8 protein-coding genes are annotated in these 20,774 nt (G+C 39.4%); 3 read left to right on the top strand and 5 right to left on the bottom strand.

From position 1 onward, the window contains the following. The first annotated feature begins 149 nt into the window (after positions 1 to 149). The 3 genes from N0B29_RS00500 to N0B29_RS00510 are packed head-to-tail and all read left to right on the top strand — an operon-like array spanning position 150 to position 13,988. Positions 150 to 6,386, top strand: coding sequence for a PAS domain S-box protein (locus N0B29_RS00500; protein ID WP_263831754.1), 6,237 nt, complete (start codon positions 150 to 152; stop codon positions 6,384 to 6,386). Next, the gene (locus N0B29_RS00505; protein WP_263831755.1) at positions 6,379 to 10,719 is read left to right on the top strand and encodes a PAS domain S-box protein; all 4,341 of its coding nucleotides are present in this window, start codon (positions 6,379 to 6,381) and stop codon (positions 10,717 to 10,719) included. The genes N0B29_RS00500 and N0B29_RS00505 overlap by 8 nt, the downstream gene beginning before the upstream one ends. Next, entirely contained in the window at positions 10,716 to 13,988 is a 3,273-nt protein-coding gene (locus N0B29_RS00510; protein WP_263831756.1) for a bifunctional diguanylate cyclase/phosphodiesterase, read from the top strand. Before N0B29_RS00505 ends, N0B29_RS00510 begins: the two co-directional genes overlap by 4 nt. A 4-nt stretch (positions 13,989 to 13,992) precedes the next feature. Here N0B29_RS00510 and N0B29_RS00515 read toward each other — a convergent pair whose 3' ends face one another. From N0B29_RS00515 to nrfA, 5 genes are all read right to left on the bottom strand, one after another. Then, on the bottom strand, positions 13,993 to 15,369 hold the full coding sequence (locus tag N0B29_RS00515; RefSeq protein ID WP_263831757.1) for a type IV pili methyl-accepting chemotaxis transducer N-terminal domain-containing protein: 1,377 nt from the start codon (positions 15,367 to 15,369) through the stop codon (positions 13,993 to 13,995). A gap of 63 nt (positions 15,370 to 15,432) precedes the next feature. Continuing rightward, on the bottom strand, positions 15,433 to 16,098 hold the full coding sequence (locus tag N0B29_RS00520; RefSeq protein WP_263831758.1) for a Crp/Fnr family transcriptional regulator: 666 nt from the start codon (positions 16,096 to 16,098) through the stop codon (positions 15,433 to 15,435). Between the two features lie 16 nt (positions 16,099 to 16,114). Continuing rightward, positions 16,115 to 16,765 (bottom strand): hypothetical protein, encoded by a 651-nt coding sequence (locus N0B29_RS00525; protein ID WP_263831759.1) that lies wholly within the window; start codon positions 16,763 to 16,765, stop codon positions 16,115 to 16,117. After that, positions 16,762 to 19,137 (bottom strand): cytochrome c biogenesis protein CcsA, encoded by a 2,376-nt coding sequence (ccsA, locus tag N0B29_RS00530; RefSeq protein ID WP_263831760.1) that lies wholly within the window; start codon positions 19,135 to 19,137, stop codon positions 16,762 to 16,764. Before ccsA ends, N0B29_RS00525 begins: the two co-directional genes overlap by 4 nt. Positions 19,138 to 19,240: 103 nt before the next feature. Then, entirely contained in the window at positions 19,241 to 20,773 is a 1,533-nt protein-coding gene (gene nrfA / locus N0B29_RS00535; protein ID WP_263831761.1) for an ammonia-forming cytochrome c nitrite reductase, read from the bottom strand. Position 20,774 lies beyond the last annotated feature (1 nt).

Genomic DNA, 20,774 nt, shown 5'->3' on the forward strand with positions numbered 1-20,774 from the left:
AAAAAAAGAACCAAAGGTGCGTGGGCGTTCTGCCGAGGAAAACCCAGTGTTAACGTAGTCTTTAGAGCTTTGCTTTAAAGACGTGTTTAGAGTTCTGCAAGAACTCTATTAAGAAACTCACTTATAAATCTTGAAGGATGAAACACACAATGTATTGGCGCATCATACTGTTTATCATGACATGTTTTTTACCACTGAGTGCTTTTGAATCCTTTCAAATTTTAGATGAACATCCTTCTATTTTGGTTTCAAAACCATTATCTTATACCACGGGGAACCTCTCCCCGTTAGAAGCGCACCATGCATTTGCGCAAAACCATTTTCAACCACTTCCTGCACAGGCAAAAAGTTTCGGCTTTTCCAATGAGCCTATTTGGTTAGGGATTGAAATACAAAATAGCTGTGTCCATAATCTTCTTATGGGGCTTCAAAATTTATCTCTAGCACATATTGAGTATTATATTTTTCAAAAAGACATATTGATACAACAAGGGAAAACAGGAGCAAGTGTACCTATAATTGAGCGTCCTATCAAAAGTTTGGACCTTCGTATTCCTTTGCTTGAGACAAGTGAACCCACACTTTATTTAATCAAAATAGAAACACATAGCCCATTATTTCTCCCTATTGTTATAGGTACGGATGGAGCGTTGCAACTTTTCATCTTACCAGAGATTATCACGATTGCTATTTTTACAGGCATTTTTTTAGCACTCTTTTTGTACAATAGTATTCTTTTTATTTCCACGAAAGAGAAAGATTATTTACTCTACTCGTTGTACATCTTTTTTCTCTTTGCCTTAATGCTTTCCACACGCGAATACTTTGCACCTTTTTTACAAACAAATCTTCATTTGCAAGACACTATTAAACTTTTAAGCCTTCAAGGAAGTACCCTCTTTATGGTGCTTTTTTCACTCTCATTTTTAAATATAAAAACACTTTATCCAAGTCTCTATAAACGTACTCTTCTCTTGAGTGCTCTTTATTTCATACTCTTTTTTACCATACCTTTTATTGAAGTTGAAACGGGACAAAATCTTAGGGTTATGACAATTATCTTTGTTGTCTTTACCTCTGTGTTTTTAGGTATTTTTTCACACCTGCGTGGCAATACGTTTGCTAAATACTATCTTATCGCATCAAGCGGCTTTTCAATAAGTGCCATTATCTCTATGGCTATGGCACAGGGATTTATTCCTTATACCTACATGACATACAATGCAACTATTTTTGGTGCTGTTTGGCAAATTATTCTTTTTTCCCTTGCACTTGGCTATAAAATAAAGCTTCTATACCGCGAACATACCAAAGCCATGACACACATTCAAACCCAAAACAAGATGCTTTTTTTACAATCTCGTTATACCTCGGTGGGAGAATTGATCCGAAATATTACCCACCAATGGAAAGAACCTTTAGGAGAAATAGGTTCTATTCAAACCAATCTTAAAAGTACTCTTGTTTTTCAAGGCAGTGTTAGCAATGAGAAACTCCTTAATGCCATTAATCTCAGTCACAAGATTATCGCGCATTTATCTGAAACCATTGATACGTTTTACCGTTTTTTTCGCGCAAAGACAACTGAAAATCAAGAATTTGACATTACCAAAGAGATAGATAATCTCCAAAGAATGGTTAAATACACATTTGATTGTGAACAAATTGAGCTTACATGTAAATACAGTGAACGTCCCATTCTTCTGTGTGGACATCCCAATGAATTTGCACATGCTATTTTGAACATTATTCTTAATGCCAAAGATATTCTTATACGACGCCACATTAAGAATCCTAGAGTCAGTATTGATGTATCAACCACGCCAACCAATATTATTATTCACATTGAAGATAATGGTGGAGGCATTTTACAAGAACCTATTAGTAAGATTTTTGATGCTGGGATAAGTTCCAATGAAGAGAATATCGGTATTGGTCTGTATATTGCTAAAACGATTGTAGAACAAAAAATACAAGGTCGTATTTCTGTCAAAAATAGCGATGTTGGGGCAATTTTCACCCTAGTGCTTCCACATGGTACATGCGAATCTACATACTCCAACCCTATGCCCTCTTTTATGAATATGGAAGAGTCTGCTATAGCGCGTATTTCGAGATTAGAAAAAGATATTGCGCGACGTATTGAAGTAGAAAAAAACCTTAAGCAGTGGGCACATATCTTTGAAAACGTTCATTGGGGAATTGCTATTTGTAATGTCACAACCAATACCTTTGACCTTATCAATCCAGAATTTGCACACATGCATGGTTTTAGTGTTGAAGAGTTATTAAATCAGCCTATTGAAACTATTTTTTCACCTAAACGCATAGCCCAAATACCTGAAGTTCTTAAAATTGTTCACGAAGAAGGACACTACGTATTTGAATCAGAACATCTTTGTAAAAATGGCTCAACGTTTCCTGTTGACATTGATATGATCGCTGTTCAATCAGAGCAAGGCGAAATCTTATACTACATTGTCAATGTTCGAGACATCACGCTTTATAAACAGATGCATGAGCAAATGCTCCTCAAAAAATTCGCACTTGATCACATTCAAGACGCTGTATTTATGATAGATGAAAACGCACATTTTTATTATGTCAACCAAGGTGCTTGTACGGCGCTAGGATACAGTGACGAAGAATTTGAGCAGATGAATGTAGGCGACATAGACCCTGATTGGCCACAAGAGAAGTGGAAAGAGCATTGGAACATGCTCAAAGACGCAGGTTCAATGACGATGGAGTTAAGGCATAAACGCAAAAACGGAACGATTTTCCCTGTTGAAGTAAGCGCTAACTATATTGCATTTGGTGGGAAAGCTTACAATATGGGAATTGCGCGAGATATTAGTGAACGCCTTCTTCTTGAAAAGCAAAAAGAAGACGAACGTATGCGCCTCTTTTTTGAAAAACAGCTGGTGGGTATGGCAATCACTTCGCCAGAAAAGGGGTGGTTACATACAAATGAAAAACTCCAGCAGATGCTTGGCTATACAAATGAAGAGCTAAAAAAGTTGACATGGGTAGAGTTAACGCATCCTGATGACCTCGCTTCTGACCTTGTGTACTTTAACAAACTACTCAAAGGCGAGATTGAAGATTATATACTTGAAAAACGGTTTATGAGTAAAGACGGCACCATCGTCTATACCACCCTTGCGGTAAGCTGTGTCCGTAACAATGATCACTCTGTCAACTATGTTCTAGCTCTCGTTGAAGACATTACTGAGCAAAAGCTTTCGCATGAAGCACTAGCTCAAAAAGAGCAAGAACTTCGCTTGTTAGCAGATTCATCCCCAGGTATGATGGGCAGTTTTTGTTTACGAAGCGATGGATCTATTTATATGCCTTACGTTTCACCCAATATTGTAGATCTTTTTGGATTACAACCTGAAGATGTGAACAAAGATGCGATGTCCCTTATGGCACTTACCCATCCAGATGATGCGCAAAGAATCAACGAGTCCATTGCAAAATCAGCCGAAGAAATGAGTGTATGGCATGAAGAGTACCGCATCATTCACCCACTCAAGGGTGAACGTTGGATGGAAAGTAACACCAAACCAGAGCGTAACGCCAATGGCGAAATAACGTGGTACGGTTATGTTCATGACATTACGGAGCGTAAACAGAGTGAACTGGCTTTAGATGAAGTACGTCAACGTCTTCAGTGTGTGCTTCAAGGTATTCCTGATCCCGTATGGATGAAAGATGCTAATGGTCATTTTCTCGCTTGTAATCACGGTGTTGAGCGTCTTTTCAATACAAAAGAAGAAGATATTATCGGCAAAGATGATTACGACTTTTTCGAGCCTGAACTTGCAGAATTTTACCGCAATAAAGATCGCTCTGCCGCTGAAGTTGATTATGGTCGTGTTAACGAAGAGCTATGGACGTTTCGTGATAATGGGGAGCAAGCACTCATGGAAACCCGCAAAGTTCCTGTCAAAAGCTCAGATGGCAAGCTGATCGGTGTCCTTGGGGTGGCACGTGACATTACTGAGCGCAAAAGAATTGAAGAGAAATTAAAACGAAGTGAAGCAAGTCTTAATAAAGCGCAGAATATTGCCAAAATAGGAAGCTGGGAGCTTGATATTGACAGTGATACACTCACATGGTCAGATGAAACCTATAGAATCTTTGAACTTAACCCAGAACAGACCACAGAACTACACAAAACATTTTATGAGATTGTCCATCCTGATGATAGAGAGATGGTCAGTAGTTTATACGTAGAGTCCGTAAAAACAAAACTCCCTTATGCTGTGGCACATAGAATTGTGATGCGTGATGGACGCATCAAGCATGTCTTGGAAACATGTGAAACACAGTACGACGAAGATGGAAATCCCAAATTATCGATAGGTACAGTACAAGACATTACAGAGCGCAATCAGATGGAAGTGTCGCTCAAAGAATCCAATGAACGCTATACACAAATTCTTGATAATAGCATTGATGTCATTTACCTAATCGAAGTAACCCCAGAGGGACATTTTATCTATGTGGACGTCAACACTGCCTTTGTTGAAGTTACAGGAATCCCACGTGAGGTGGTCATTGGTCTTCGCGTAGAGGAAATCGAAGACGAAACATTCCGTGCTATCCTCATCGATAAATTTACCACATGCCTCAATGCAGGAGAAACAACCAACTACGTCGCCGACTATCCGTTCCCTGCAGGCATCAGGACGTTTCATTCTGTCCTTGCTCCTATACGAGATGAAAATGGGAGAATTGTCCGTATCGTAGGTGCAGCTAGGGATATTACGGAACGTCAAAGAACAGAGGAGATGATCAAAGAACTTAATGCTACGCTTGAAGCAAAAGTTGAAAAGCGAACTCTGCAACTCCAACAAGCTTTAGAGTTTAGCAATGGGGTTATCAACGCTTTACCCGATTTACTATTTGAAATTGACTTAGGTGGCACATATCTCAATGTTTGGGCACGCGATGAAGAGCTTCTTGCCAGACATAAAAAGCTTTTATTAGGTCACAATGTTTACGATGTACTTTCTCCTGAAGCGGCTAATACGGTGATAGAAGCACTAAGCGAGGCAAATACTAAAGGAGTTTCTTTCGGTAAGACAATCAAAATAGAACTATCTCAAGGAGCAATGTATTTTGAAGAGTCCGTTTCCAAGAAAATGTCAAGTGGTACATTTCTTGTCCTCTCTCACGACATAACAGAACGAAAAAAAGCAGAGCTCGAACTGCAAGAGAGAGAAGAAAAGTTCTCAAAGCTTTTCAAACTAAGCCCAGCAGCTATTTCAATTACTTCGCTGGAGCGCAATATGTATTTAGATGTTAATGATAGCTTCCTCTATCATACCGGATACACATACGAAGAAGTTGTGGGTAAAAGCAGTGCGGAACTAGGTATATTTGTTAATCCCGAAGAGCGAGCAGAATTTTTCCGCAGAGTGATGGAAGATGGCTATGTCAAAGACTTTAATTATACGTTTAGAGCAAAAAATGGTACTATTGGATATGCCATGGCGTATGCTTCTCTTATAACATTTAAAGGAGAACGTTGCCTTATTGGACATAGCTACGATATGTCTGAGCGTAAAAAAATCGAGATACTTCAACATGAGAGACTTGTACTTGAAGAACGCCTCTCCAAAATAGCAACGGCCGCCCCTGGTGTTAATTATATCTTTGAAAAAACGGCTGAAGGCAACATGCATTTTACTTACGTTGCCTCTGGATTTACAGATTTATTTGGCATTTCATGTGATGATGCCCTCACTGATTTTGCTGCTGTCATGGAGCACATACACCCAAGCGATAGAGACATCATACGACAAAGTCTTGTCAAAACCGAACAAAATTTGAGTAAATGGCATGAAGAGTTCCGCGTCAATCACCCTGAAAAAGGAACTCTATGGATTGAAGGACAATCCAAACCTGAAGCCCAGATGGATGGTAGCATCCTTTGGTATGGCTTCTTTCATGATGCGACGGAACGTAAAGTTGCAGAAGGAGCACTGGCAAAAAGTGAAGAAGCATTTCGCGCCATTGTCGAAAACTCACCTGATGTCATTGCACGTTATGACTTGTCATACCGACGCATTTACGTCAATCCAATGATGCAACGTCTTTTAAATAGACCCATCGAAGAACTTCTTGGAGAAAGACCTAGTAAAAACACACCTCTGCCAAAAGCTATAGATTTTGAAAAGCTTTTAGCACGTGTTATTCAAGACAAGCAAGAAATAACCTTTGAAGCACCTTTCTCTACGCCTGATGGCGAGGAGCATTGGGGTAACATTCGCATTATTCCTGAAATGAATACACAAGGAGAAGTTATGAGTGTATTAATGCAAGGAAAAGACATTACGCAACAAACAGAAAAGGGCGCTATAACGCATGAATAGATTCAAGTATGTTCTTAACCATACAAAAGTTGGAATGGCTGTATGGAGTACCAAAGATAATCGCTTTAAGTTTATGAACACCGCTTTTGCACACATACATGGCTATGAGTCAGATGAACTTTTAGGCGCAGATGTCAGACACCTTTTTGCACCAGAAAGTATGCAACGCCTAATAGAATGTGAAAACAATCCCGCATGTTTTCATGCGGGAGATATGTTCTTTGAGGCCATTCACCTTAAAAAAACAGGGATAGAAGTTCCTCTTAACATACACATTACGATCGTAAAGGATGATAGCAATATTGTAAAACACTTCATTGCTCATATTATAGATATTAGCAATCACAAAAAAACAGATACAAAACTAGCAATCATGACCAATGTACAAGAGAGTGAACTCCTTCGTTCAATTGCACAAAATATACCTGGATTTGCTTTTATATACAAGCTCCATCCTGATGGCAAAGAGGAATTTGTGTACGCTAGCGATAAAATACTGGACACGTATGGCATAGATGCTCCAACCGTACTCTCCGATATTAGAACATTAAGAAACCTATTTTATTCTGACGATATGCCACACTTTAGAGCCGCCATCAATGAATCAGCCAAAACACTTCAGCCATTTCACGCTGAATTTAGAATCAATCATCCGCAAAAAGGCATAAGATGGTTGGAATCAAACTCTATACCAACAGCACAAACCGACGGCAGTATTCTATGGCATGGCATTACAATGGATATTACAAGCCGTAAAAATGCAGAACAAGCATTGAGTAAAACAGCAACCCATCTCTCATCCTTAGTCAATACCCTACCCGATCTTGTCTGGATGAAAAATACAGAAGGTACGTATCTTACATGTAACCATGCATTTGAGCGATTTTTTGGAGCATCCGAGTGTGAGATTGTTGGTAAAACTGATTATGATTTCATTGATTACAAACTAGCTGATTTTTTTAGGCAAAAAGACAAAGAAGCCATTGAAAAAGGTAACATTTGCACCAATGAAGAAGTCATCACTTATAAAGATACAGGTACTACAGGTATACTTGAAACACGAAAAGTCCCTATCTTCAACCCAGAAGGAGAGGTATACGGAGTACTCGGTATTGCCAAAGATATTACAGAACAGAAAAAAGCAAAATTAGAACTTCAACATCAAAGCAATTTACTAAACTCCATACTAAACAGCTCACCAAATGTCATTATATTTGCTTTGGATACAGAGTATAGGTATTTGACCTTCAATCAAAATCATAAAAAAACGATGAAAGCACTATGGAATGAAAATGTAAGTATTGGTATGAATATACTAGAAAGCATAACACGCCAAGATGATAGGCATAAAGCTAAAAAGCTTTTTGATAAAGCGCTTGCTGGAGAGTATTTTGTTGATGAAACCAGCTATGGTGAAGATCATTTTGTACGCAGTTACTGGCAAACCTTTTATTCTCCTATGTATAATCATAATGGCACAATTACAGGTCTAACTTGTTTTAATCTGGATATTACCGAACAAAAAAAGGCAAAAGAGAATCTTCTTCTTAAAGAGTTTGCTCTCGATAAAATCAATGAAGCCGTATATCTCATCGACAAAGACGCTATGTTTCACTATGTCAATGAGAGAGCCTGTCGTGATTTAGGCTATAGTAAAGAAGAGCTTCTGACAATGGGCGTTGTTCATATCGATCCCAATATATCAATAGAACTGTGGCATGAACTCTGGCAGGGTATAAAAGAATTTAGATCAATGACAAGCAAGCATAAACGAAAAGATGGGACGCTCTTTCCTATGGAAGTAAGTTCCAGCTATTTTGAATACAATGGCATACCCTATACTCTTGCGATTGTTCGTGACATCACTGAGCGCAAAGCACAAGAAGAAGCTATAGCACAAAGAGAGCGAGAATTTAGAACTCTCACCGAAAACTCTCCCGATACCATCGCTAGATTTGATCAGGAGTGTCGTCGCACTTACGTCAATCCTGCTTTTGAACGAGTCCTTGGTCTTTCATCGAAAGATGTCTTAGGGAAAAAACCATCTGAAACGACTCCTGTAGAAAATGCCTTTGCTTTTGAAAAACAGTTACAAGAAGTTTTACGAAGCGGAAAAGAGTTTACAACAGAAACACCTTATACTGATTGCACAGGTAAACACGGTACAGGACACATTCGTATGCTTCCAGAGTTTGGAAAAGATAATCAAATTGTTAGTGTTATATGTATAGGTAGGGATATAACAGAGCGCAAAAGAATGGAAGAAGAATTAGCAAAAAAAGAAGAAGCGTTCCGCACCATCACAGAGCATACCCCTGACACCGTTGTTCGTTTTAACCGCGAGTGCAAACGCACCTATGTCAACCCAAGTACCATTCGCATGACTGGGCTTTTGGAAGAAGAACTTTTAGGTGCAAAACCCTCGGATTTTTCGCCGCTTAAAGATAGCCTGTTGTTTGAAAAAACTTTGATAAAGGTCATTGAAACAGGAGAAGAAGCGACACTGGAGATGGAATTTGTAAGCCCTTTAGGGGAGAAAGGCTGGCGCCATTTGCATATCGTTCCCGAAATAGACATCAACGGTGAAATTAGCAGTGTTTTGGCAATTGGACGAGACATTAGCGAACATAAAAAAATAGAACTTCAATTAAGAGACAGCGAAATCATCTTTCAAGAAGCACAACGTATCGCTAAAATTGGCAGTTGGAAGCTTGATATTGCCACCCAAGCCATTACATGGTCTGAGGAAATGTACCGTATTTTTGAGATAGATCCACAAAGTACGAAGTCTCGTCGTAAACTCTTCATGGAGATTATTCATCCAGAAGATTTATCGTATGTAAAAGAGATCCATTATCAAGCACAAAAAAAATATATGCCGTATGAGACAACGCACCGAATTTTACTGAAAAATGGAACACTCAAATACATTCATGCCAAAGCCATTACCTACTACGATGACAATCAAAACGCCGTTTCGATTATGGGAACCGTGCAAGATGTGACAGAACAAAAGATGGTCGAGAAGCAAGTAGAGTTTTTAGCGCACCACGACGCACTCACCGAACTGCCCAATCGTATGCTAGCCCAAAGCAGATGCGAGCAGTCCATCGCGTATGCCAAACGCAATAGCTCTAAAGTCGCTCTTTTGTTTATAGATATTGATGGCTTTAAAACCATCAACGACTCTTTAGGTCACGCCTTTGGCGATATGATGCTCAAGATGGTTGCAAGCAGGCTTAAAAAGTACATTCGCCAAACCGATACCCTAAGCCGTCAAGGAGGCGATGAATTTTTAATGATGCTCACCGATGTGGAAGATGTAGATGATGTTTCTACTGTTGCGCAAAAGCTTTTAAGAGAGTTTGAAAAACCGTTTCAACTCGATACCCATAGCATCTCTTCTTCTATCTCGATAGGTATTGCGTTGTACCCTGATGATGGGAAACACTTTGATGCCCTCCTCCAACGTGCTGATACCGCAATGTATAAAGCCAAAGAAGCGGGACGCAATACTTACTGCTTTTTTACAGAAGCGATGAATAAGGAAATCTTTGAACATCTCCATATTCAAAACGATTTGAAACAAGCACTTGTTCAACAACAGTTTGTTTTGCATTATCAACCGCAAATTGATCTTGAAACCAATACCATCAGTGGAGTGGAAGCGCTTTTACGATGGAATCATCCCAAAAATGGGCTTGTTCCACCTATGAAATTTATCCCTATTGCTGAATCTTCTGGGCAAATTTTAGAGATTGGAGAGTGGGTCATATATGAAGCATGCCACCAAGCTTCTAAGTGGCATCAACAAGGCATAAACATCACCATGGCAGTCAATATCTCGGCGATACAATTTAAACGAGGAAATCTGGAGCAGGTCATTCAAAAAGCGCTTGAAAGTTCAGGTCTAAACCCGCAATATCTGGAATTAGAACTCACCGAATCCATTTTGATCCATGATACTGAAAATGTCCTTCATGCTATCAGAAGGCTTAAGATTTTAGGCATTAAACTTTCCATTGATGACTTTGGTACAGGGTATTCGAGTCTTTCATATCTCAAACGTTTTGCCGTCGATAAGCTTAAAATTGATCAATCTTTTGTAAAAGATATATCCAAAGACCAAGAGGACGCCATCATCGTCAAAACCATTATACAAATGGCAAAAAGCCTTAATCTCAAAACCATTGCAGAAGGCGTAGAAACGAAAGAAGTCTTGGAAATCATCAAAAGTCACGATTGCGATGAAGTACAAGGATTCTATTTTGCAAAGCCTATGTGCGCAGAAGATTTTATTCACTATTTTTCACAAAAAGAGTTTACTGCATGAGTCAATCATACAACAATACCCAAGAACTACTACCAACAAAGAATTCTGAAAAAAAGCACGAGTTTCACTCTTTAGCTGAAAATGTGCATGACCCCATTTATCGTTACGATAGCCATTGCCGACGCACCTATGTTAATCCAGCAGTCGAAAAACTTTGTGGAAAAGAAGCCTCAACGCTACTTGGCAAAACGCCTGTTGAATCTTTACTCGTAACGCCTGATGATAGCTTGATTGTCATGAAAAGCCTTCAATATGTCATTGAGACAGGTAAGGTTGATACGGTTGAAGTTACCTTTAAAAAAGATGATGGAAGTTACCGTTACTATCAACATTTACATGTACCAGAGTTTTCACATGATGGAACAGTAGGAAGTGTTTTAGCTATTGGTCGCGATATTTCAACGCACAAAAACCTACAACAAGAACTACTTTCTCGTGAGCAAATGTTTCGTACATTGGCAGAGAATTCTCCCAGTATCATTATACGTTACGATAGAGAATGCAAAAGGATGTATGTTAACCCTACCTACACTGAGCAATTAGGTATCCCCCTTGAGCAAGCTATCAATACAACACCCAGTTCTCAATGGAATTCTTATATTCACATGCACACAATCAGTGCAGAAGAGTACCAAAAAAGAATCTTGCATGTCATTCAGACAGGAATTCCTACACAGTTTATCGTCGAATGGGAGCGCCATTACGATCAACAATACTTCATACATGATGTACATATTGTCCCAGTAAAAGATGCTCATGGCAATATCACTGGAGCACTCGTACTAGGACACAATATTACCGCATTTAAACAGCAAGAAGCTATTTTATTGACCAAAGAGCTAGAGTTTCGCACCCTTGCTGAAAACTCACCTGACACCATAGTACGCTATGATCAAAATCTTAAACGCATCTATGTCAATGCTGCATGGGAGAAAGCTAACGCTCTTTCACGCAATGAGATTTTAGGGAAAAGTCCAAAAGATCAAGCAGGACGCATTACAGATAGTGTCGATGAATTTGAGGCAATGCTGCAACGTGTTTTAAACACAGGAAAAAGTGAAGAGTTTGTGTTAGAATGGAAAAATAAAGAAGGAAAAATATTTTTCTTTAGCTTTTACTCCGTTGCTGAATACGATGGATCATCAAGTAATATTATCTCTGTTTTAACTATTTCCCGAGACATTACATCGTATAAAGAGCTAGAATGTGCACTCTCTTCTAAAGAACAACTTTTCCGTGCACTTGCGGAAAATTCTCCCGATTCAATTATTCGCTACGATACATCGTGTCGTAAGATTTATGTCAATGCAATGGCAACTAAAACATTTGCTCGCTCCGCTACTGAACTGCTTGGAGAGACACCAACAGAAGCAGAGTTGCTTTTAAATTACAAAGAATTTGAATTAAAACTCAAAGAAGTGATTCAGACCAAACAAGAATCGATGATAGAAGTTTCAACAATCTCATCGGGCGAGCAGATTTGGGCTGAGGTGCGCCTTATTCCTGAATTTGATGACCATGGAGAACTTATAAGCGTTCTAGCCGTTGGAAGGCATATTACAAAACGCAAACAACTTGAGATGCACCTTAATGCGACTCTCTCTCAATTTGAGCAATTTGTTAACAACATAACCGAAATGGCATGGATTAAAGATAAAGAGAGCCATTATGTCATGGTTAATCAGGTTCTTGCCAATCGATTTGGCGTTATGGCTAAAGATATGATTGGAAAACATGATTCTGATTTTTTCGATGAAAAAACATCAGAAGAACATATTGAAGTCGATTCACAAGTCATGAAAGAAGGGATCACAATCAAAATTGAAGAGATGATTTCATCCAATCCAGATCATGAGATATGGATTGAGAGCATTAAAAATCCTTTTAGAAATAGTAATGGAGAAATCATTGGTACCATTGGAACAGCTCGCGATATAACGGAACGTAAACACGCTGAAAGACAAATGGCGTATATGGCACAACACGACACACTCACAGCGCTTCCAAATCGAGCCTTGGCAAAAGATAGAGCTGAACAAGCTATTGCTCATGCTAAACGCAATGAAAGTAAAGTTGCTTTTTTATTTATTGATCTTGACAAGTTTAAAGATATTAACGACTCGCTTGGGCATCTTGCAGGTGATACAATACTCAAACTAATCACATCACGATTAAACGCATGTATCCGTGAAACCGATACATTAAGCAGACAAGGCGGTGATGAGTTCTTGATTATTCTCCCAAATATTCAAAATTCAAGTGATGCCCTTCTCTCAATAGATAAAATTTTTCAAATGCTAGAAGAGCCTTTTACCCTTGGAAGCCATACCCTTTTTATGTCTGTTTCGATTGGTGTTTCACTCTACCCTGATGATGGCGTGACGTTTAACAGACTTTATCAAAGGGCAGATATTGCCATGTACCAAGCAAAAGCTCAGGGTCGCAACACATACACATTTCACTCTTCCACTATCAGTTCCACGATGATCGAACAGTTGAAACTACAAAATGATCTAAGAACCGCGGTTAAAAACAGCGAATTTATGCTTCACTATCAACCGCAAATTGATTTGAGGAATCAACACATTACAGGCGTTGAAGCGCTCATTCGCTGGATGCACCCAGAACGTGGTCTCATTTCTCCTCTGACGTTTATTCCTCTTGCAGAATCAAGTGGATTGATCGTAGAGATAGGTGAATGGGTGTTAATAGAAGCCTGCAAGCAAGCCGCACTTTGGCATCAAAAACAACTTTTTATCAACATTGCGGTTAACATCTCAGCCATTCAGTTCAAGCGGGGTAATCTTGAAGCCGTTGTTCAAAAAGCGCTTAAGATTTCAGGGTTAGATCCAAAATTCTTAGAACTTGAACTCACCGAATCTATCTTTATTCACAACACGCAAGAGACGCTTAAAACCATTCAGAATCTGAAAGAAATTGGTATCATGCTCTCGATTGATGATTTTGGGACAGGGTATTCAAGCCTAACGTACCTCAAACGATTTTCTGTCGATAAGCTTAAAATTGATCAATCATTCATTCGAAATCTTCTTCAAAATCAAGAAGATGCCGTTATTGTCAAAACGATTATTCAAATGGCAAAAAGCCTCAATCTTAAAACGATTGCGGAGGGTGTTGAAGATAAAACTGTTTTAAAAGCCATTAGTGATTATGGCTGCGATGAGGTTCAAGGATATTATTTCTCAAAACCTCTAGAAGCGCATTACATTGCTCCACGCATTGACAAAACGATGAAATGGGTAAGATAACCGCTTACCCCTCTTTTTGCTCTTTGGTTTGCTGACTGCTCTCGACCATTGCATTAAGACTTTTTTTCAATTTTTGCAACATTCTATTGACATGAATAAGATTTTCAGCCGACTGAATCGCAATGTCTTCGGTTGCATTGACATTTTTATCAAATGTTTTTTTATCATGCTCATCAATACCCATATCTTCAATCGCATCTTCAACTTCAAGGGCGAGTTGTTGCAGTTGAGAGACTGCATTTTCCGCTTTTTTAAGGGCATCCTCGGAATCTTTCATCGCAAAATTAACCTTTTGCACAAAAAGAGAAATATGCGATGTTGCCTCTTTCAGCTCATCTTCACTGTGATCCGAAAGCGTCACGGGTTTTGCAGAGAAACTGCTAAGGTCTCCATGTGCCAACTCTTTGGCTTTTTGTACAAAGCCTTCTAAATGCTCTATAATCTCTTTGGTCATCACAAAAGCATAGACAATAATAATAAGCCCTACAATAAGTGCGATATACTGAAATTTGAGGAACATATCATTCTTAGCTTCACTGTGATCCGTATAAAGCCAAACGGCTTCATCCATGGCATTAAGAAGCTGTACATTTTTCTCATAAACAAAGGCTAAATGCTTGTTAATTTCACTCTCCAACGCAATGATATGCTCTAAATAAAGAACATAATCTTCCCAATAATCATTGGTCTCTTTAACGATAGCATACACCTCAGGCGCATGTTTAACCGCAGGATCATCTAAAAAGCTCTTAATCGTTTTGTTATAAAGCGTCTTAGCATCAGCATAAATAAGCAAATCTTGTGCGTTTGCCGTACGCAAATAACGATTAACATAAAGCCCCATTCTCTGAGAAAGCATGCGCTGACGACCCGAGAGGTCAATGTGAATATTGCTGAGATTTGCACTGACCATGCGCTGGACAACCGTGTCTGAGAGCACCAATAATTTTTCAATACGCGGTGTCAAAACTTCCATATCAGGGCGCACCTCTTCGATGCCACTTTTGAGTGCTTCAACCTCTTCTTTAAAAGGGAGCCAAAGGCTCATCACTTCTTCAAGTTTTGTTTTAATTCTTTCATTTTGTGGCGCATAAATACCTTTGGAATCATTGCCATACAAAAGATCTTTCAGACTGTTTTCAAAAAGAGCCACAGCGGTGTTAAGCTCGCGAAAGTCATTGGTATGACGATGCACAATGAAAAAAGTCTCTTTGCTAATCTTCTGCGAAAGCATGCGCTCTTTTCCCGCAATATTGATAATATACGAGTCTTTTTTACTCATCTGATTCATCATAACGGTTAATGAAATAATGAAGATAATAACAAACGACAGCAATCCCCCAGCGAGACGCATTTTTGCACTAATTGCGGTTGGCTTCATTTTAAAATGTCCTAAAAATTATCATTTTTTTATTAGACTTCTTTCATAACCATTGAAAAAAGTCTATTCATAAATATCTTTAAGCTCTTGAATATTTAAGAGCACAACACTGTTTTTTTCAATTTCAATTGTACCATTTCTAGTCAGTTTATTTAAAATACGTGAAAGTGTTTCAGGCTGAATGTGAAGCATATAGGCAATTTCATGTTTTTTTAGGCGATTAAAAGTCTCTAGTTCATTGACCAACATGTGTGCTACTTTGGCAGTTCCATCAAAGACAACATCACGACTGATAATACACTGCATCTGCTGAATCATCTTAAACGACTCTTCCAATATTTTGGTCATCAAACGATGATTAGCGTAAATCATCTCACGAAACGGCTCACTTTGGATGGAAAGAACCGTGCTATCCTCTAAAAACTCAGCGTTTGCGTAGCAGCTAATGAAAAAGCTGTCAATCAATTTAGAAACATTAAAAATAAGGGAGTTGGAGTAAAGTTTGTAGAGAAAGATTTCATTATCGAAACGATCAACTTTATAAAACTTGACCGAGCCTTTAATGATGTAATAAATTGAATCTTTAGTGTCTTTTTCATAGAAAAGAACATCACCAGCTTTGTGGTGACGTATACTACAAAATGAAGCGATCTTTTCGATGTCTTCACTTTGCAGAGAATCGAACAGTGGTAATGATGAAACAAGTGCCAAAGGATCGTTGTTTGCCATCAAACCTCTTTATGATTTATTTGCTAAAAGTAGCGTTTTCGACAATGATTTTATAAGAATAGCCCGAACCAAAATCTTTGTCAACACGAACCACGCCAGAAGCCGTTACAACATCTCCCACTTTTGGTAATTCAGAAGAGGTAAAGACCACACGCCCTACTTCGCTTCCCTCACCCGTGCCATCTTGAATATGCACCCAATTACGCCCAAGAATATTAGGCGATGCTTTGACAACACGACCTCGAATGCTAATCGTTTTATCTTTTAAACTGGCACGTTTTTCCCATGCCTCTTTAACGCTCATCGTATCTTTTTGTTTATAAGGAGACTCTTTAACCTGCTCATTAATGAGTGCTAAATTACCTGCTTCTGGAGCTTTTGTTCGGTACTGAAGATTAGAGGCAAAAACGATCTCATCAAATGTTCTATTGAGTGATTTACTCTCAAAATTCTTTGCACGAAGCTCTTCTGTAAAACGAACTTCTGTCCCTTTTTCAATGTTAACCCCTTCAACAGCAACCCAATACTTTTTCTTTGTATCGTCAATCTGCATATACGTATAACCGCCCCCTTGAAGCGTATCAACAACAATACCTTCAAACACATCACCCGCATGAAGGTTTCCCATGAGGGCGAATGCAAGGGCTAATAATTTTATTTTATTCATTTTTTTTCCTTTAAAAGTCTGTTTTTATACGATATCAAAATGAGCAGTAGCACCACGCCACTGCACACATACACCCATGTAGGAATCGGCACAGGATCACCCGTCGCATACGAGTGCATGCCAGCAAGATAAAAGTTGACGCCAAAATACGTCATCAGTATGGATGCAAAGCCCAAAAGCGAGAGCACCGCAAACAGATAATGCGAATAAAACCGCGGCACAAGCCTTACATGTAAAATGATCGTGTAGATTAAAATGGAGATGTACGCCCATGTCTCTTTTGGATCCCATCCCCAGTAACGACCCCATGACTCGTTCGCCCAAACACCACCCAAGAAATTGCCGATAACCAGAAGTGTCAGTCCTAAAATCAGCGTGATTTCATTGATGGTGGTGAGGTGCTTGATGGTTACTAGTGTTTGGTTAGAACTTTTACATGTAAAGAGTATCAGCGTGAAAAATCCCAGCGCACACCCTAACGCTAAAAAGCCGTAACTTGCTGTAATGATGGAGACGTGTACACTCAGCCAAAACGATTTTAAAACAGGTACAAGGTTGGTGATCTCTGGGTCAATGTGCCCGAGGTGTGCCACAAACATAAAGATGCCTGCCATCATTACCGAACCAGAGAGTGCAAACAACGAACGGCGTAAAAAGAGCATGCAAAAAAGCAGACACGACCATGCGATATAGACAATGGACTCATACGTATCGCTCAAAGGTGCATGCCCGCTGACGTACCAACGCAGTGCCAACCCACATGTATGCAGTACAAAAAGCGATGCGACGATGAAAAAGAGTGCGCGATCTAGTTTACATGTAAACGTTTGAGGCGCAAAAACCCGTCCAAAAGCAACCACTAAAAGAATCAAACCCAAAAGCGTATACACTAAGGTTAAGCGCTCAAAGATCATCAGTTTATTAAACAAAATCTCGATGTTAATGTGTGTCGATGAAGGCATTATGTCCGAGCCATATTTGGTTTGAAAATCCGAAAAAATCTTTACATGTAAAAGAGCTTTGTCATAATTTCGCTCAAAAAGGGCTTCCATAAATGCGGTTGAACTCTCTTGCAATTTTTCGGCTTCTTCCCCTTGAAGCTGTGAGAACATCTGCTCGAAGGCTAACCACGTATGGTTGGCATCGTTTGGCAGTGGGAAGATTTTAAAAAGCACACCTTGATAGAGCATAAAAGCAATGCTAAGACGTTCATCAACTTTGATAAGATCGTTCTCAAACGTTCCTCGCTGACTCGGTTTCATCGCCAGTGCTTTTTGAAGTTCAACATCTAACTTGTAACGATGACCCTCAAAAAAATCTTCAAAAGAAGCTAGCTTTTGCTCTTTTGGAACACCTATAAATTCCCTGAGACGCGGTGTTTTTGTTTGAATCATTGGCAATTTTTTCCACACACTGGGGTGGGAGAGCATTCCAAGGGCGACTTGCATTGCATCCATGTCGTAGAGGCTATTTTTACCGCTGAGTTTATAAAGTACCTCTGTGGCAAGTGTATCAAACGGCTTCATCCGCCCCATACGCGATTGCACGACGAGTTTACCAAAAGCATCGCTAACCTCTTTGCTTTTAGCCTGATGCTCGCTCAAGTAAGTTTGTACATACTCACTCTGAGAAAAAAGCGGTGCATGCGAGAAAAGTAAAAGTGCCACCAGAAACGTACTGCTTTTCACCTCAGCGATGAGCTTTCTAAAACGTGATTTTGGATCGAACAGATTTAAAATAAGTCCTAAAAACAAGAGTGCATAGCCAATGTATGTCACTTCAACGCCAGGGTCTTTGGTGACAGAGAGAATCGTTCCTTTTTCATCAGGGTCATAAAATGTTTGGAAAAATTTGTACCCTTTGTAGGTGAGCGTGTGATTCATGTAAATATGCGCATCTACGCTTGTGTTGCCATCAAGCACGCGAACATCACTGTTGTACGCAGAGGGTGCACGACTACCGTAATAACGTTCTAACTCAAACTTACTCAAATGCAGGGCAAAGGGCAGTGTAATTTCACTGTTTTTATCGTTAGAAAATATAACATTGGAACTCATGCCTTCGCGGATTTTCATCACACCTTCAATACCAAAATAGCGTGTTAATCCAGACCCTATAAGAATGAGAATAAACGCGGCATGAAAGATAAATTTGCTTACATGTAAAATCATTTTAGAGCGGTAAAGCACAAGTGCAAGATTAAGCGCGCCTAGGGTTAAGAATGCTTCGTACCAAATGGCATTATAAACATAATGGCGCGCGAACTTTGTGCCAAAATCATTTTCAACAAAGGTTGCTACTGCGGCACCTACGGCTAAAATGAAGAGAAGTATGAGCGTCGTTTTGTAGGAGCCAAAAACTTTAAGCAACACGTTTGTCCTTGGAGAGGATATTGTGACACACTAAAAGTGCCTTTGGAAGTTTTAGTATATCACAAGGTGGGAGAGAGACAAGTCTCTCCCCTATTTGAAAACCTTACTTTTTATTTTTATCAAAGTAAGAAGATTTGCTATCGACTGCTGGATCAAGAGCTACAGAATTTGGAGCAAGTCTGCCTTTAGCAGCTGCCTCTTTTTTCCACTCTTTCTCTAGTGTCTCTTTAAATTTGAGTTTTTCAGCAATCAAAGCTGGCATATCGACTTTTGCGATTTTTTGAGCTTTTTCTTTTGTGTTAAACTCTGGAGCCATGAAGTCCATAACACCATGTTTAGCAAGAACACTGACAAGTTTAAGACGTGCTTGTTGTGCTTGCTCATTGGCTGAACCTAAGAGTCTTAAGACCTCTTCTGGAGCATGGAAGAACGCACCATGACCTGCAATTGCCATATCGCCTCTCCATTGTGCATGACGGATAAGTGTACGGATTTCTTTAAGTTCATCATCACTTGCACCTGCTTCCATCGCACGGCCTGTCTCGATGTGAGCTTTAGCAATATTATCAAATGCAATGTCCATCATAAAGTCTTTACGATCTACTTTTTGTTTGACAATGTCTTTAAGTTTTTGCTCGCTCTCTCTATGGCAGTTCATACAACTTTTATCCATGTTTTTAAGAGGATTTCCAATTTGGTGATCTGAATACTTCACAGAACCTTCTTGAGTGTAAGGCATGTGACAATCAGCACATGAAACACCTTTTTGTCCATGAATTCCCGTTCTCCAAAGCTCCCAGTCAGGATGTTGTGCTTTGATCATAGGTGTTTTAGAAATACCATGTACCCAGTCAGAGAAATTGATCTCATCATAATATTTCTCCATACCTTCTACGGTTAAACCATTTTTGTAAGGGAGTGTAACAACCATAGCTGTCTTATCAGCACCTTGTGCATCTTTCCAGTCTGTTTTTTTGAAGTAATACTCTACGTGACATTGGGCACATACAAGTGAGCGTTTCTCTTGGTGAGTAGACTCTTCAAATGTTTTAAGCCCTGCTGCTTGAAGACCACGGTTTAAGTGAGGAACACGAACGCTTAACTGCGCTGTTTTATCATCATGACATGTTGCACAACCAATAGAGTTAACCACCTGTGAGCCGTATTTTGCCCATTTGCCTGTAAAATACTCTAATTCACCATCTTCTTCAATCAAACGAGGAACATCAGGTGATTTACATGTCCAACATGCTGTTGGCAAAGGACCTGTTTTTGCGTCTGTTGGAGCACCCGTTCGAAGGGAATTAATATTATCTTGAACCGCATAGTAGTGACCACGTGGTGCATTATAATCTTTTGAGAATGGATAACCAGCCCATGCAACAGCAAGGTATGGTTTTTTATCGAGCATATCAATGAGCTCATCACTCTCTTTTGTTTTTTTCCAAGAATCAAACTGTCTTGGATAGTATTTTGCCCATTCTTCACTTTTCGCTTTACCTTCGATACCTGCTTCACTTGGAGCCTTAGCAAGTTCGACGCGTTGTTTCTCTTTTTCTGTTATATTGCCAGCCAATAGTGCCATTGCTCCGATAGCGACAAGTGAACCAGCAAGTAACAATTTGAACTTCATCATC

Source organism: Sulfurospirillum oryzae, assembly GCF_025770725.1.
Taxonomy (GTDB): domain Bacteria; phylum Campylobacterota; class Campylobacteria; order Campylobacterales; family Sulfurospirillaceae; genus Sulfurospirillum; species Sulfurospirillum oryzae.

Bases quoted from the DNA above. Each gene is read 5' to 3' on its own strand.
- N0B29_RS00510 (WP_263831756.1), top strand. From the start codon at position 10,716: ATGAGTCAATCATACAACAATACCCAAGAACTACTACCAACAAAGAAT.
- N0B29_RS00520 (WP_263831758.1), bottom strand. From the start codon at position 16,098: ATGGCAAACAACGATCCTTTGGCACTTGTTTCATCATTACCACTGTTC.
- N0B29_RS00515 (WP_263831757.1), bottom strand. From the start codon at position 15,369: ATGAAGCCAACCGCAATTAGTGCAAAAATGCGTCTCGCTGGGGGATTG.
- nrfA (WP_263831761.1), bottom strand. From the start codon at position 20,773: ATGATGAAGTTCAAATTGTTACTTGCTGGTTCACTTGTCGCTATCGGA.
- N0B29_RS00500 (WP_263831754.1), top strand. From the start codon at position 150: ATGTATTGGCGCATCATACTGTTTATCATGACATGTTTTTTACCACTG.
- N0B29_RS00525 (WP_263831759.1), bottom strand. From the start codon at position 16,765: ATGAATAAAATAAAATTATTAGCCCTTGCATTCGCCCTCATGGGAAAC.
- N0B29_RS00505 (WP_263831755.1), top strand. From the start codon at position 6,379: ATGAATAGATTCAAGTATGTTCTTAACCATACAAAAGTTGGAATGGCT.